The 15760-nt window shown below is 44.8% G+C and carries 11 protein-coding genes and 2 pseudogenes; 8 read left to right on the top strand and 5 right to left on the bottom strand.

The features are described from left to right. Positions 1 to 77 precede the first annotated feature (77 nt). Positions 78 to 719, top strand: coding sequence for a cytidylate kinase-like family protein (locus A4V09_RS06900; protein WP_065541699.1), 642 nt, complete (start codon positions 78 to 80; stop codon positions 717 to 719). A 105-nt stretch (positions 720 to 824) separates the two neighbouring features. Here the strand turns inward: A4V09_RS06900 and A4V09_RS06895 are convergent. Both A4V09_RS06895 and A4V09_RS06890 read right to left on the bottom strand, forming a co-directional pair. Beyond that, positions 825 to 2245, bottom strand: a protein-coding gene (locus A4V09_RS06895) for an IS3 family transposase (protein ID WP_242963995.1) whose coding sequence is annotated in 2 segments (ribosomal slippage) — positions 825 to 1759 and positions 1759 to 2245 — 1422 coding nt in all. Because the reading frame shifts where the segments join, the coding sequence is not laid out codon by codon here. A 91-nt stretch (positions 2246 to 2336) separates the two neighbouring features. Continuing rightward, positions 2337 to 3065, bottom strand: a complete 729-nt coding sequence (locus A4V09_RS06890) for a PP-loop family protein (RefSeq protein ID WP_065544675.1) — start codon at positions 3063 to 3065, stop codon at positions 2337 to 2339. A 228-nt stretch (positions 3066 to 3293) separates the two neighbouring features. On the opposite strand from A4V09_RS06890, the gene A4V09_RS06885 reads away from it, so the two are divergent. Genes A4V09_RS06885 through A4V09_RS06875 form a run of 3 tightly spaced genes read left to right on the top strand, consistent with a single transcriptional unit; the run spans position 3294 to position 7571 of the window. After that, positions 3294 to 4592: an AI-2E family transporter gene (locus A4V09_RS06885; protein ID WP_065541697.1), complete on the top strand. Its 1299-nt coding sequence runs from the start codon at positions 3294 to 3296 to the stop codon at positions 4590 to 4592. Continuing rightward, entirely contained in the window at positions 4589 to 5038 is a 450-nt protein-coding gene (gene dtd, locus A4V09_RS06880) for a D-aminoacyl-tRNA deacylase (protein WP_065541696.1), read from the top strand. Before A4V09_RS06885 ends, dtd begins: the two co-directional genes overlap by 4 nt. Before the next feature lie 10 nt (positions 5039 to 5048). Further along, positions 5049 to 7571: a peptidoglycan DD-metalloendopeptidase family protein gene (locus tag A4V09_RS06875; RefSeq protein ID WP_065541695.1), complete on the top strand. Its 2523-nt coding sequence runs from the start codon at positions 5049 to 5051 to the stop codon at positions 7569 to 7571. 123 nt (positions 7572 to 7694) lie between these two features. Here A4V09_RS06875 and A4V09_RS26950 read toward each other — a convergent pair. Beyond that, positions 7695 to 8356: pseudogene (locus A4V09_RS26950) on the bottom strand (IS3 family transposase); the annotation flags it as partial. A gap of 81 nt (positions 8357 to 8437) precedes the next feature. After that, a pseudogene (locus tag A4V09_RS26945) lies at positions 8438 to 8779 on the bottom strand (helix-turn-helix domain-containing protein); the annotation flags it as partial. A gap of 392 nt (positions 8780 to 9171) precedes the next feature. On the opposite strand from A4V09_RS26945, the gene A4V09_RS06860 reads away from it, so the two are divergent. The 4 genes from A4V09_RS06860 to A4V09_RS06840 all read left to right on the top strand — a co-directional run bounded on the left by A4V09_RS06860 (position 9172) and on the right by A4V09_RS06840 (position 14302). Then, positions 9172 to 9849, top strand: coding sequence for a response regulator transcription factor (locus A4V09_RS06860; RefSeq protein WP_084043463.1), 678 nt, complete (start codon positions 9172 to 9174; stop codon positions 9847 to 9849). Then, positions 9822 to 10976, top strand: coding sequence for a sensor histidine kinase (locus tag A4V09_RS06855; protein WP_065541692.1), 1155 nt, complete (start codon positions 9822 to 9824; stop codon positions 10974 to 10976). The genes A4V09_RS06860 and A4V09_RS06855 overlap by 28 nt, the downstream gene beginning before the upstream one ends. A gap of 186 nt (positions 10977 to 11162) precedes the next feature. Next, on the top strand, positions 11163 to 11837 hold the full coding sequence (locus tag A4V09_RS06845) for an ABC transporter ATP-binding protein (protein ID WP_065541690.1): 675 nt from the start codon (positions 11163 to 11165) through the stop codon (positions 11835 to 11837). Then, positions 11834 to 14302: an ABC transporter permease gene (locus A4V09_RS06840; protein WP_065541689.1), complete on the top strand. Its 2469-nt coding sequence runs from the start codon at positions 11834 to 11836 to the stop codon at positions 14300 to 14302. The genes A4V09_RS06845 and A4V09_RS06840 overlap by 4 nt, the downstream gene beginning before the upstream one ends. Before the next feature lie 98 nt (positions 14303 to 14400). Here the strand turns inward: A4V09_RS06840 and A4V09_RS06835 are convergent, their stop codons facing one another. Next, positions 14401 to 15753: an MATE family efflux transporter gene (locus A4V09_RS06835; protein ID WP_065541688.1), complete on the bottom strand. Its 1353-nt coding sequence runs from the start codon at positions 15751 to 15753 to the stop codon at positions 14401 to 14403. Between the last annotated feature and the right edge of the window lie 7 nt (positions 15754 to 15760).

Below are 15760 nucleotides of genomic sequence, written 5' to 3'. Positions count from 1 at the left end.
AATAATTCCATATTTCTCTGTTGAATTGCTACAACAATCTCAGAGAGGGATTATCGAATAGAGAGGAGTGTTTGATTATGGCAGCAAATACGGTAATTACAATTGGAAGACAGTACGGAAGCGGCGGAAAAGAAGTTGGTCTGCGTCTGGCAGAGGAACTGGGTATTAAATGTTATGACAAGGAGCTTCTTGACAGGGCAGCCAAGGACAGTGGATTATGCCAGGAATTATTCGAGAATAATGACGAAAAGCCAACCAACAGTTTTTTGTATTCTCTGGTCATGGATACATATTCCTTTGGCTATTCCTCAGCGGCATTTACCGATATGCCCATCAACCACAAGGTGTTCCTGGCACAGTTTGACACAATTAAAAAACTGGCTTCTGAGGCTCCCTGCGTTATAGTCGGGCGCTGTGCGGATTATGCGCTTTCTGATTACGAAGGTGCGATCAGTGTATTTATACATGCTGATTTGGATAAAAGGATCAAGAGAATCGCCAGAAAGCATGAACTGACCGACTCGGCTGCAAAAGACAGAATCCAGAAGACAGACAAGAGAAGGGCCAGTTACTATAATTACTACACCAGCAAAAAATGGGGCGATGCCACCAGCTATGACTTATGTCTGAACAGCGGCATACTGGGTATTGACGGCTGTGTGGAAATGATCAAAAAGGCCATTGAGATCAGAGATAATAAGAGAAATAAAAAAGGCTGACCGTTTACCGGCTTATGGGAATCGTCATGTAGGAGCACCGCAGAATGAGGTGACCCCTAAAAGTTAGACTTTATTAGCGAGACAGTTTCGGCTGCCTCGCTATTTTTATGCAGCCAAGAGGCTGAGCCTGTATTGTACAGGACTCATCCATCCTAGTTTTTCTTTAATCCTCTGCTCATTGTAATACTTGATGAATCTTTCTATTCCTGATTTTAACTCTTCGAAACTGTAATAAACAGCACCATAGTATATCTCCTGCTTTAGCAGACCAAAGAAGTTTTCCATAACAGAATTGTCATAGCAGTTGCCTTTTCGCGACATGCTTTGGTAAATACGCTCCTCTTTAAGACGATGCAAGTATTCCCCCATTTGGTATGCCCATCCCCGATCTGAATGAAAAGTCCTGCGATAAGGACAATCAGAAGTTATTTCAATCGCTTTATTTAACGCATTCATCACATTTGCAGCAGTTGGTCGTTTAGCAATTCCGTAACTTATAATTTCTCCATTACACATGTCCATGAACGGATCCAGATACAGCTTGTGCATCGTCATGTGCCCTTTCGCGTCCACTTCATAGTATTTGAACTCTGTGGTGTCTGTCGTTATTTTTTGATGTGGTATATGTGTGTGAAATCTTCTTCGAATTCTATTAGGCGCAACAGTCCCTACATTCCCTTTATAAGAACTATATTTACGGCTTTTTCTAGTATACGATAGGACTTGAAGATTTAGCTTCTGCATAATGCGTTGAACCTTCTTCTTGTTTATCAGCATTCCTTGATTTCGAAGTTCTCCATACATACGTCGATAACCATAATCCTTGTTATTCTCATGGATTTCCATGATTTTATTTTCAATTTCTTTATCCGGATTTACTCTATCAAATCTTTTTTGCCAATACATATAGGTTGCTTTTGGCATACCGGAATACGAGAGCAGAACTTTTAATCGGAATTCTCCTCGGAGGCTGTGGATGACTCTTGCAATTCTCTCGTTTTTGCCTCGTCCTCTAAACGCAGCCTCCTCAGTTCTTTTAAAAATGCGTTCTCTATTTTTAGCTTGAGAAGTTCATCTTCAAGTTCTTTTACGTGTTCTGTACTTGTATCGACGGATACAGGATTGTCAGGAAGTACTTTGTTTTTATCAGTTGATGTCTCCAATGTCTTCTTACGACCTTTCTTACGTGGTCTTAACGCATCAGGTCCGGCAACACGATACTCATTCACCCATTTGCAAACAATCGCATTATTATTGATGCCGGAAGACAGAGCAACTTCCTGATACGACAACTCACTTGATAAATACAACTCTACCACATGAAGTTTAAACTCGAAAGAGTAATTCTCATTTTTACGGGATTTCAACAATCCTTCGTCACCGAATTGCTCATAATAATGAACCCAATTTAAAACTTGACGTCTGTTTTTAATACCATACTTTTCAGCAAGTAATGTGTAGCCACCTTCTCCACATAAGTAAGCATCAACGACTTGCTTCTTGAACTCATAGCTATATTTAGCCATAAAAATACCGACCTCCAATCATTAGATTATAGGTCTAACTTTTGGGGGTCGGTACAGAATGCAGATTCTGCGGTGCTTCTTGTTACGTCGTTTATTTCGGTATTCTTTTGTCCCATCCGTTTATACTGCTGTTTAAGATCGCAGTAAACATGCGTTCCTTGGTACCGGGATGTTCTTTTGTCAAATCCCGGAGCAGTTCCTTGGCATACTGTCTTTTAGTATATCCGTCTACCGGACAGGGGCTTTTCTCCACAGGCAGGTCATATTTATTTTTAAACCCAATGACATCTGCCTCCTCCACATAGAGCAGAGGACGGATCACGGTCAAGTCCATACGGTCCAGATAGGTTTTAGGTGAAAAAGTATGAAATCTTCCTTCAAAAATAAGGGAGAGCAGCATAGTCTCCACTACATCATCCTTATGGTGGGCGTAAGCCACCTTATTGCAGCCCAGTCTCTTTGCCTCCTCGTTGAGGGCTCCTTTGCGCATCTTGGCGCAGAGGGAACAGGGGTTGCTCTCTTTCCGCTCATCAAAGATAATCTGTGCGATATCTGTCTTCACCACTGTGAACGGAAGGGAAAGGCTATCACACAGCTCTTTTATTTTCTCCACATGGAACCCGGGATGACCAAGGTCCACGGTGATCACTTCTATAGAAAAAGGATGAGGGTAAAAACGCATCAGTCCGTGGAGGGCATAAAGCATGGACAGGCTGTCTTTTCCTCCCGAAACACCCACAGCGATCTTATCTCCGTCCTCTATAAGAGAGAACTCATCCACCGCTTTTCTGGTAAGACTCAATAACTTCTGTAATTTCATTTCAATATCCTCCGCAGCATAATTCTTTTCTTCTTTGCCCGCTACTGCCGTCACTTTTATTTTGGGTGATTTATCTCTCCGCCTATAGAGGCGGGAGAATCCTCACTTATCTCGTTGAATATATCATATAAAATTAAAAAAATAAATAACTTTTTTACAGAATTATGACACAAATAATAAATTTCATGTTATAATGATTCCAGTTTATGCATAATCGGAGGCTTAATCATGAAGTTTCGTTGGGATAAAAAATATTTGTATTGGGGCGTTACAGCATTGACCGTTATTTGTGCCAGTATGCTCTTTTATTTTGGGATTTTTCATATGGATGTGCTCATACGGGGATTCCGGATTCTGAGCAGTGTTATGATGCCGGTAATATTCGGCGTGGTCATAGCCTATCTGCTGACCCCTGTAGTCAACTTTCTGGAGGAGAAGTTTTTCTTTCCTTTTATGAAGAGAAGGAAAATAGAAATTAATAAAAAGAAGAAAAAAGCAGTCCGTTATATCTGCGTCTTTTTTGCGCTGCTGTTCGCGCTGCTGATCATTTATTCCCTGATGGCTATGATCGTGCCGTCTATTGTGGAAAGTATCATCAGTATTATCAATGATATGCCCAGATATGTGCAGAATGTGGGCAACTGGCTGAATTCCATCCTGAAGGATAATCCGGAGCTTCGCTCCACTGCCATTGATTTCTTCAACAGCTATTCATCCAAAATGGAAACCTGGATGAATGTACAGCTCCTGCCCCAGTTAAAAGAGGTTCTGCAGCAGTTTACCACAGGTGTGTTCGGCGCGCTGGTCTTCATCAAGAACTTTCTGATCGGTGCCATTATCTCGGTCTATCTGATGGCTGACAAAGAAGGATTTCTGACACAGGGCAAAATGTTCATCTACGCTGCCTTTGATGCGGAGAGGGCCAATGACATTATCAGAGGATGCCGTTTTGTGAATAAGACCTTCGGCGGTTTTGTAAACGGAAAGATCGTAGACTCCGCTATTATCGGTGTTTTGTGTTATATTCTGACCTCAGTCATAGGAACCCCCTATGCGATCCTGGTCAGTGTGATCGTTGGTGTGACCAATGTTATCCCGTTTTTTGGTCCGTACCTTGGTGCTATACCCAGCGCCTTTATTATCCTGCTGGTCAATCCCATGCAGTGCCTGTATTTCCTGATCACCATTCTTCTGCTTCAGCAGTTTGACGGTAATATTCTAGGACCAAAGATTTTGGGGGGCTCCACAGGCCTGTCCAGTTTCATGGTTATTGTGGCTATCTTACTGTTCGGCGGCCTTTTAGGCATTCCGGGCATGATCATCGGTGTACCGGTATGGGCAGTGATCGTGGCAGGTCTCAAATACCTGCGCAATTCCTGGCTGAAAAAGAAAGACCTGCCCACTGAGGATAATCTGTATCAGGATGTGGATTATATTAATCCGGAAACCCTGGAACCGGTAAAACTGGTTACCGAGGAAAAGAAGGAAGAAAACGAAAAGAAAAAAAGGAGTTTTTTGCGTAAATGAAATTAGTTATTCAAAAGGTCACGGAGGCTTCTGTCCATGTGGAAGGGGAGTGCATAGGCAGTATCAACCGCGGATTTCTGGTTTTCGTGGGAATCGGCAGAGAGGACACAAAAGAGACGGCTGACCAGTATATCAAGAAAATGGTCAACCTGCGAATTTTTGCAGATGCGGAAGGTAAGACAAACCTGTCTCTGGCAGATGTGGGCGGAGAGGTCCTTCTGATCTCCCAGTTCACACTGTACGCCAACTGTAAAAAAGGCAATCGTCCCAGCTTCTTCCATGCGGGAGAACCCCAGATGGCGGAATCACTTTATGAATATATGATAGAGAAAACAAGAGAGCAAGTACCTGTAGTCAAAACCGGCAGATTCGGCGCGCTGATGCAGGTATCGCTTGTAAATGAGGGACCTTTTACCATTATATTGGATGAAAGTACATTTGCGTAAGGGGGAGAAGATGAGGAATAAAAAATTAATCAAGACAGCCGTCTGCAGCGCGGTCCTGAGTGCATCCCTGATGGTAAGCCAGCAGAATATAAATGCGGCCCAGGAGGGCAGTACCACAAACACCAAGGTCCAGGAAAGCGGTACATCCCAGAATATTTCCGGTTCTGATGAAGAACAGCTGCCAGATTCTGATCAGAATACAGATAATACGGAGATTCCGGATGAAAACAAGAATGATGCGGATGCTGACCCCAATGGACCTGCAGGTGATCCTGGTGATGAACCGGCCTCTGAACAACCCGCGGAGGAGAATGATCAGGCGCTCCCTGTAAAAACAGGCTGGGTGGAGGAGGAAAACGGTACCCATTATTACGAGGAAGACGGTACCATGGCTACCGGATGGCTTACATTGGAGGAAGGCACCTATTACCTGGACGAGCAGGGGCTGAAAACCGTTGGATGGGGAACTGTTGACGGAAAGAAATATTATTTCCAGGAAGACGGCCTTATGTATCAGAAAACCATCCTGAAAGTATCCGATAAGCTATACTATATCAATAAAGACGGCAGCTTATATACCAAAGCCGGATGGCTGAAAAGCGGCAAGACCTATTACTATGTGAATAAAAATCAAACCCTCTACAATAAAGGCTGGCTGAATTTAAGCGGTGTCTGGTATTATCTGGCATCCGACGGAAAAATGAAAACAGGTCTTTTAAGTACAGACGGAAAAAAATATCTTTTAAATTCCAATGGCGCAATGCTCACCGGCAATGGCTGGGTAAATTATAGCAAGCATTGGTACTACATATATCCCGATGGCTCTCTGCACACAAACAACTGGCTGAATTTAAACGGCTCCTGGTACTATCTGAATAAAGATGGAATCATGCTCACAGGCTGGCAGAAAATAGGCGGCAGCCGGTATTATCTGAATGGCAGCGGAGTTATGGAGGCAGGGGGATGGCGGCTGATCAACAACCGCTGGTATTATTTACAGGGAAATGGCGCGGCCGCCACCGGATGGCTGAATCTGGGCGGTACCTGGTATTATCTCAATCCTTCTGACGGCGTCATGAAAACAGGATGGTACAAGGTGGGAAAAACCTGGTATTATTCTAATGGCAGCGGCGTCATGCAGACCGGGTGGCTGAACTTAAATGGCACCTGGCATTATCTGAATGGCAGCGGTGCTATGGCAGCCGGATGGCTGAACTTGGGCGGTACCTGGTATTACTTAAATCCATCCAATGGGGCCATGCAGACCGGATGGTATCAAGTGGGCAAGACCTGGTATTACTCCAATGGCAGCGGCGCCATGCAGACCGGGTGGCTTATCGTCGGAAATACCTGGTATTACCTGAATGGAAATGGTTCCATGGCCACCGGATGGCTGAACCTGGGCGGTACCTGGTATTATCTCAATCCCACAAGCGGTGCCATGCAGACCGGGTGGTATCAAGTGGGCAGGACCTGGTATTACTCCAATGGCAGCGGCGCCATGCAGACCGGGTGGCTTATCGTCGGAAATACCTGGTATTATCTGAATAGGGATGGCTCCATGGCCACCGGATGGCTGAATCTGGGCGGTACCTGGTACTATCTCAATCCTTCTGGCGGCGCTATGTGCACCGGCTGGTATCAGGTAGGAAAAACCTGGTATTATTCTAATGGCAGCGGTGTGATGCAGACCGGATGGCTGAAACTTGGCAGCACTTGGTATTATCTCAACGGCAGTGGTGCCATGCTTACCGGCTGGCAGAAAATCGGAGGCTGTTCTTATTACTTTAGTCCGTCAAATGGAGCCATGTCTTCCGGCTGGCTGACTATAAAAGATAAAAAATATTACCTCAGCAGCAGTGGGATCACACTCACCGGATGGCAGCAAATCAGTGGAAAATGGTACTATTTCAATGGCAGCGGTGTGATGCAGACCGGTTTTGTCACACTGGGAGGAAGCAAATATTATCTGGATAAAAATGGCGTCATGCAGACCGGATGGCAGAAAATAGAAGACGATTATTACTATTTCAAGTCAAACGGTGCCATGGCTGTCAATACCTATATGGATGGCTACTATCTGGATTCCAACGGTATCCGGACAGAGGTGGAAAATACCAACGGTCCGTGGTGCTTCCCCTGTCCAAGTATCACTTATGTATCCAGTGAATTCGGAGACCGTGACAGCCCGGGCGGGATTGGTTCTACCAACCATAAAGGTGTGGATTTGGCTGCACCGGCTAATTCCAGGGTTCTTGCCGCTGCAGGAGGCACTGTAGTCAATGCAGGATATGGCTGGGGAGGAGAGGGCAATTACGTGGAAATCGACCATGGGAACGGCCTTCATACCATCTATATGCACATGATCTCAAACCCTGTAGTCAAAAAAGGACAAACAGTCAAAGCCAGCCAGGTAATTGGCTATGTGGGTATGACAGGTGCCGCAACGGGATATCATCTGCACTTTGGCGTCAGCGTAAACGGCGTGTATAAAAATCCCTGGGATTATATCCGCAGACCTGACGGCATGTAAGGAGTTATGCTAACCGCAGCTGTAGAAAAACAATTATAAACCAAAAACACACATCGGAAATCTTGATGTGACCCCAAAAAGTTAGACTTTATTAGCGAGACAGTTTCGGCTGCCTCGCTATTTTTAGGCAGCCAAGAGGCTAAGCCTGTACCGTACAAGACTCATCCATCCTAGTTTTTCTTTAATTCTTTGCTCATTATAATACTTTATATATCGTTCAATTTCAGTTTTTAGTTCCTCGTAACTATAATAGACAACACCGTAGTAGATTTTTTGTTTTAGTAAACCAAAGAAGTTTTCCATCACTGAATTGTCGTGACAGTTTCCTCTTCGTGACATGCTCTGAAATATTCGTTCTTCCTTGCCTTTATAAGAACTATATTTACGGCTTTTTCGAGTAAACGATGTCACTTGAAGACCAAGCTTTTGCATGATTCGTTGTACTTTTTTCTTGTTCATGTTATACCCTTGATTTCTTAATTCTCCCAGCATTCGACGATATCCATAATCCTTGTTGTTCTCACGGATCTCAAGCATCTTTTCTTCAATTGCTTTGTCAGGATTTTCTCTGTCAAATCTTTTCTGCCAGTACATAAATGTTGCTTTCGGCATGCCAATATAAGAGAGAAGGTCTTTTAGTCTGAACTCTCTTCGGAGGCTGTTGATGACAAGTGCCGTTCTCTCATTTTTGCCTCGTCCTGCAAACGCAGCCTCCTCAGTTCTTTTAAAAATGCATTCTCGATTCTCAACTTGAGAAGCTCATCCTCTAATTCTTTTACGTGCTCAGCACTGGTATCAAGGTAGCTTTCTTCCAGTTTCTGCACTTTACTTTCTACTTTAGGCTTATTCAAAATTTTCTTCCGACCTTTCTTGCAAGGTCTCAAAGCATCAGGACCAGCAGCACGAAAACGATTTACCCAGATGCTTATCATACTTGGGTTTGTAATGCCTTCCCGAATTGCTAATTCACAGATTGAAATCTCACTTGATAAGTATAATTCTACAACAAAAAGCTTCTTTTCAAAAGAATAATATTCATTCTTGCGAGAGCGTTTTAATCCGTCATCACCAAAAGCAGTATAGTTATCTATCCATTTTTTGGCTTCACATTTGTTTGGAATATTAAATTTCTGTGCAAGTTGCCCACCCTTGCCATTTAAATATGCTGTAACTACTTTTTTCTTAAATGCAAAACTATATTTTGCCATAAAAATACCGACCTCCAATCGTTAGATTTTAGGTCTAACTTTTGGGGGTCGGGTCAAATTGCACTCCTCTGCCTGCTTTTTTAAATCCCTGTTCTATAGTCTGGGGGCTGCCCTGACGGGATTTCTTTTTTTACGCAGGCTACGGATCCGAAACCTGCGCGTCCTTGCAGCCATGACTGTGTTCTTTCTCCTGCTTTCTTTTTCTTTTGCTGTTTTTTATGTACCTGATGGCAGCGCACTTGTACAGGAACGGATTTTCTGGCTGTTATTTCCCTTTGTTTCTGGCTGAAATATCTGGATACGCTGCTGCCGTAAAGAGGCAGCCGGCCGATTGACAAATTCACGGGAATTACACTATAATCAGACTATCAAAAGAAACGAGGAGAATACTGTTGAAAAAGACCATATTGCTTCTGGAGGACGATGAAAATCTGAACCGGGGAATATCCATGCGCCTGGAAAAGGAGGGGTATCATGTACTTTCTGCCTTTGGCGCCTTCAGAGCGGAAGAACTTTTTGAGAATAATGAAATCCACCTGATCATCAGTGATATCAATTTAAAAGAGGGCAGCGGCCTGGATTTCTGCCGCAAAGTAAGAGAGAGGAGCAAGGTCTATATTCTTTTCCTGACTGCCCTGGACCAGGAGATTGATATTGTCACCGGGTATGATGTAGGTGCTGACGATTACATTACAAAACCGTTTAGTCTGATGGTCCTGGTTTCTAAGGTCCATGCTTTTATGAAAAGAGTTGAGACTGCCAAAACCTCTGCCTTTATCTGTGGTGATATCCGTGTATCCCTGCAGGAAATGAAAGTCTGGAAAAGTGGGGAACTTTTGTCCCTAAGCAAAAAAGAATTGCAGCTACTGATCTTTTTCCTGGAGAATCCCCAGCAGATTTTTTCTAAAGAACAGATTGCGGAAGCTGTGTGGGATATAGACGGCCAGTTTGTGGACGACAACACCATACCCGTCAATATCAGCCGTCTCAAGTCCAGGCTGGAATGTGACGCTATACAAAATGTGAGAGGAATGGGATACATATGGACAAAAGACGTAACAAAAGAATGATCATCTTTCTGGGATCACTGGCAGTTGTCCTTTTAGGAACTCTGTACACTGCCTTTCGCTGGATAGATACCGTATATACAGAAAAGCAGGTGCTTTTAGGCAGACTTATCCTTGCTGCCCCTGATTCAACAGGCGAATATACCAGCATCGTAGAAGGAAAAACAGAGATTGACTCCCAAAAGGCCCTTGTCGCAGGCAGAGAAGCGGAAGCCAGACACGGTTACAGCGGCAGATATACAGCCTTTCCCTCTTCCATCTTTTCATTTTTGCCGGTACCGCTGCTGACTGCCGTCTTTTTTGTCCTTCTGCTTGCTTTTCTGATCTTATACCAGAAAAAGCTCCAGAGCCTGGCAGAACTCAAAATCTTTGAGCTGAAGGATAAAACCGCACAATTGGAAGAGGAGAACAATCTGTTGAGATCCCAGATAGAGCGTGAGGCAGCAGAGACAAAAACACTGGTCACAGATATTTCCCATCAGTTAAAGACTCCCCTTGCCTCCCTGAAAATGTGCTATGAGATTGCAGACACCAGCAGCTTTACAAAAGAAGAGCAGCGATCCTTTCTCATGCAGGGAAAAAATGAGGTGACGAAACTGGAAAATCTCACGAAATCCCTGGTTCAGCTCTCCCGTCTGGAGACCAATATGATACGTCTGGAGCCTGTAAAAGCCAGCTTAAAAAACACGATCCAGGGTGCGGTCAGCAGTGTATATATGAAAGCTTACCAGAAGCATATGACCTTATCTGTCAATGAATTCCGGGATGAGGAGATCATTCAGGACCCCCGCTGGACCCAGGAGGCACTTGTAAATGTTCTTGACAACGCTGTAAAATATTCGGCACCGGACAGTGCCATAGATATCCGTGTGGACCCCATGGTCAGCTATTTCCTCATTGAGATAGAAGATGAAGGGATTGGGATTCCGAGAGAGGAGAGAGGGCAGATATTCAAACGGTTCTACCGCGGCAGAACGTCTTTTGTCCAGGAAGTTGACGGCTCAGGCGTAGGGCTTTATCTCACACGGAAAATACTGGAGGAACAAGGCGGAAGTATCTGCGTAAAAAATGGAAAAAAGGGGAGTACATTTCAGATTACCTTCCCGAAAACCCAGTACAAGACCTGCTGAATTTCATCACAAACTGCCTATCCAATGCAAGGCTGCTCATACAGGCAGCCTTTTTATATTTCTGCATGGCTTTTTTCCTGGCTGTGGAATGAATTCTTACAAATCTGTTATCCTGTCTGAAATGCTTTTGTAAGAATGCCCGTGTAAAATAAAGATAAAATAAAGCATCAAACAAGGAGAACCCCTATGAGATCAATGCTATTGGAAACAAAAGACTTATGCAAATATTACGGCAGCGGGGATAATCTGGTGAAAGCCATAGACCACACCACCATGACCATACAACGGGGGGAATTCACCGCCATTGTAGGCCGTTCCGGTTCCGGAAAGAGTACGCTGCTGCATATGCTGGGCGCACTGGACCGTCCGGACAGCGGCAAAGTCCTGATAGAAGGAAAAAGTGTATTTGATTTAAAAGACGAGGAGCTGGCTGTATTCCGGAGAAGAAAAATCGGATTTATTTTCCAGAACTATAATCTGATCCCCTCTCTGAATGTCTGGGAAAATATAGTGCTCCCCATGGGCTTAGACAAAAAGAAAGCGGACCATACATTTGTAAAAGACCTTACCGAGCGTATCGGAATCGCGGACAAACTGAAATCCCTGCCCAATACTCTTTCGGGAGGACAGCAGCAGAGAGCTGCCATTGCCCGTGCCCTTGCTGCCAAACCAGCCATCATTCTGGCAGATGAGCCAACCGGAAACCTGGATTCCAGGACGGAATTGGAAGTCATCTCTCTTTTAAAGTCCTGTGTAAACGAATACGGACAGACATTGGTGATGATCACCCATGACGAGACCATTGCGCAGATGGCTGACAGGGTTCTTGTCATTGAGGACGGTAAGGTGGTGAGCCAATGAACACAATAAACCAAACTGCGCTCTCCAACTTCAAACAGAACAAAGGAAAGAATATCATGGCCGGTATTGCCATTTTCCTGACCACCATCCTTATCTTTGTGGTTCCGGCACTTGGTCTGGGCACTGTAGATTTAGAGATGGCGGCTGCCAACAAAATTTACCCCACATTTCATGTTATGTACCGAAACGTGGATGTCAATACCGGGGAGGAACTTTCCCACAGAGCAGAAGTGGAAACCATGGGCTTTCGCCAGGATCCGGCGCAGATACCGGTACCGGATGGAACCGCTGTCATGGTCTACATGGATGAGACAGCCCGGAAGTTAGGAAAAATAAAGCTGGAGGAAGGCTCCTTTCCTGAAAACGGAAACGAGATTGCCGTATCCAACGCGCTTTTAAATATATTAGGGATCACAGCAGATATCGGGGACACCATAGAACTCCCCTACCAGCCAATAGAAGGGGATGGTATCGGAATTGAGAAGAAACAAAGTTTTGTTATCACCGGACTGCTCCCCTCTCCAAAAGAGAACGATGATTCCAATATGTATTCCGCTATGGTCTCCAAAGATTTTATGGAGCAGGAACAGCCTGTGGAAGTGCGTAAATACAGGGTGATGCTTCGGATCGCAGCCGATGATTCCATGAACACCACGGATATCAAAGGAATATACGATGATCTTGCAAAAGAGCTGGGTATTTCCGAAGCGAATATAGTTGAAAATTTACTCTACCTTGCTGCCAACTATAAAGACCCTTCCCTGTATACAGGAACCGCGGGAGTCCTTCTTATTGTCATATTGGCAGGCATCATGACCATTTACAGCCTTTACTATATATCCATGATATATAAAGTACAGGAATTTGGCAAGATCAAGGCATTGGGTGCCACCAAAAAGCAGATACGGCAGATTGTCTTTCGGGAAGGCATGCTGACTGCCTGTATGGCGGTACCGGCCGGATTAATTGCAGGAAGCATTTTTTCCACCGTGGGATACCGGTATCTGACTACTGCGTTCAGTCCCGATGACGCCATGGCTGCGGTAATGAAAGAACTGGTCAACAATCATGAGATCGTCCTGTTGAAACCATGGATGTATGTTATGGCTGTAGTTGTCACGTTACTCACCGTAGCGCTTGCCCTGCTTCGCCCCATGCAGATCGCGTCCAGGATTTCCCCAGTGGAAGCCATGCGGTACGACGGAAGTATAAAAACAAAGAAAAAAGTTCGCAAAGGCCACCTGGAAATGAACCTGCTCCATCTGACAGGAGCCAATCTTTCAAGAAACAAAAAGCGCACAATAATGACCATCGTGACCCTGAGTCTGATAGGAATCCTTTTTATGGTAATTTCCACTATCCTGTCCTGTTTAGAACCAAAAGAGATCGCAAGAGATTCCATCTTTGATGACTTTGTTTTATCGGTAGACAGCACCTCCGGAGATAAGATGCATCCTGACCTGGAATGGTCCGCCATATGCCAGAATAATCCTCTGAACCCGGATTTTGAAAAGCAGGTACTTGCCATACCGGGTGTAGAGAAGATCACAAAATCCAGTCGTTTAGATGTGGAGCTCCCGGATCATATGGATGGAGATGACATATGGAAGACAAGCATAATCGGAATACCTGAGGAATATGCAGACAGGATGGAAAAATCCATCGTGGAGGGTTCTTGTACTTATGAGGAGCTGCAGCAGGGGGATAAAATTCTCATAGACAAAAATATGCAGAGTTATATGCCCGGCACCAAAATAGGAGATACGGTCCGCATTTCCATCATTTCCGGAAATGATCCGGTTGAAAAAACATTTGAGATCGCGGCTATTGCTGATATGCCGTATGGACTGAGCCATTTTGCTTTTCTTGTCCTGCCTGATTCAGTGATCAAAGAACTGGCAGGACTTGATATGGATTATTACTGGTCCATAGCTGCAAGCGGCAGTGAACTGAAAAATGCTGAAACACAGCTCCAGGCACTCATAAAAGAAACAGGGCTGCTTAACCTGATAAGCTATGAGGATGAAGTAGCGTACAATGAGAAAATTACCCGTTTTACCTCCCAACTCTGTTATGTATTCATGATCGTTCTGAGCGGTGTGGGTATTATGAACCTGATCAACACTATGGTCAACAGTATCTATGTGAGAAGAAGAGAGCTGGGTATCATGCAGGCCATCGGTCTCTCTGAAAAACAGATGGTGCATATGCTCCAGATGGAGGGTGTCTTCTACACGGCGGGAACCCTTCTGTTCTCCCTGGGGATTGGAAACATCCTCGGCTATCTTACCTTTTTATATGTAAAAGAACACAAGATATTAGGTATCGTCGGATACCATTATCCGGTCATGCAGACGGTGATTCTGGTCGCCGTTATCCTTATCATCCAGATTCTTCTGACCTATCTGATCATGAAGAATTTCAGAAAGCAGAGTATGATTGAGCGTATCCGGTTCTCAGAATAAATTTTCCTTTTCTCTCGGTGCATGGTTTACGGTATCAATAGAAATAAGTCTTAAGGCGTAGTCTATGAGGTAACCATTTTTCCTCCCCAACAGAACTGTCAGAGGTCTGAGACCGCACTGCAGTCATATGTACCCGCCGCTGTTTTTTCTTTCCGTGCATCCTCCGGTCTCTTTCCGGTATATAAGCAGACGCAGAACACAAGTGCGATCAGCTCTGTTACCGGAAAAGTCAGCCATACATAAGAGAGCCCTTTAAAATGAAAGATCCATGCCAAAGGCACCAGAAGTATGATCTGCCGCAGTATAGTAATGCTGATACTTGCCTTTCCCATATTTACCCCCTGGAAATAGACAGTCAGCATGATCACAAAAGCTGCCGGAATAAAACTCAGGGAAATTATGCGGAGCGCAGTACAGCCAATCTCCAGAATCTCTTTTTTCCCGGAAAAGATGGAAAGCAGTTCGCCCGGTACTGCCATGAAAATTCCGCAGCCAAGGGTCATCACGATGACAGAGGCTGCAACGGAACATTTAAGTGTATCTTTCACCCGCCGATGATCCCCGGCTCCATAGTTAAAGCTCATGACAGGCAGGATCACCTGCTGAAGCCCCATAAGGGGGATAAAGAAGAAAGTCTGCAGTTTATAGTAAAGGCCGAGTACAGTGACTGCATCTTCTGTAAATTGCTTCAGGATCAGGTTCAGGCCGACCATATACAGGGTATAGAGGGACTGCATGATAATGGCAGGCAGCCCGGTCTTATAAATCAGGACACAGCTTTTTACCCTAATCCTGCCGTTTAAGGGACCATGCCGCAGCAATGAGATCAGGACCACCGCCATGGTACTCCATTGACCGATCACAGTGGCAATGGCAGCTCCCCGGATTCCCATAACAGGAAAACCAAACTTTCCGAAAATCAGAAGCGGGTCCAGCACAATATTGAGCAGTGCGCCTAAGATCTGTGCGCACATGGGAAGGACCATATTTCCCCTGGCCTGCAGTATTTTTGTACAGCTGGCCTCCACAAACATGCCCAGGGAAAACAGAAAGATAATGGCACCGTACCGCATTCCCCCTGCCTGGACCATAGGCTGGTCAGAGGAAAACCTGCAGTAGGCATTCAATACCGGCAGTCCAATAGCGGCAAACACCACAAAATTCACGATTCCCAGAAAGAATCCGCTTTTTATAATATCATTCTGGGGACCTGCCGCATCAGCCCCATCCATGCGCGAAACCAGAATGTTGATGCCTGTTCCGGTCCCGGTTGCCACGGCAGTCATCAGAAGCTGAACGGGGAAAATAATAGACAGGGCAGTCAGGCCCTCCGCCGAGTATTTTGCCACAAAATAGCTGTCCACTATGTTATACACGGACTGAATCAGCAGGGCAAGCATAACCGGAGGCGATAATTTGAGCAGTAATTTCCATATAGGTGTCTGTTTCATATGTAAC

Source organism: Blautia pseudococcoides (genome assembly GCF_001689125.2).
GTDB classification, from domain to species: domain Bacteria; phylum Bacillota; class Clostridia; order Lachnospirales; family Lachnospiraceae; genus Blautia; species Blautia pseudococcoides.
Note: the sequence above shows the minus strand (reverse complement) of the source record. Positions and strands in the feature narration are given on the sequence as shown.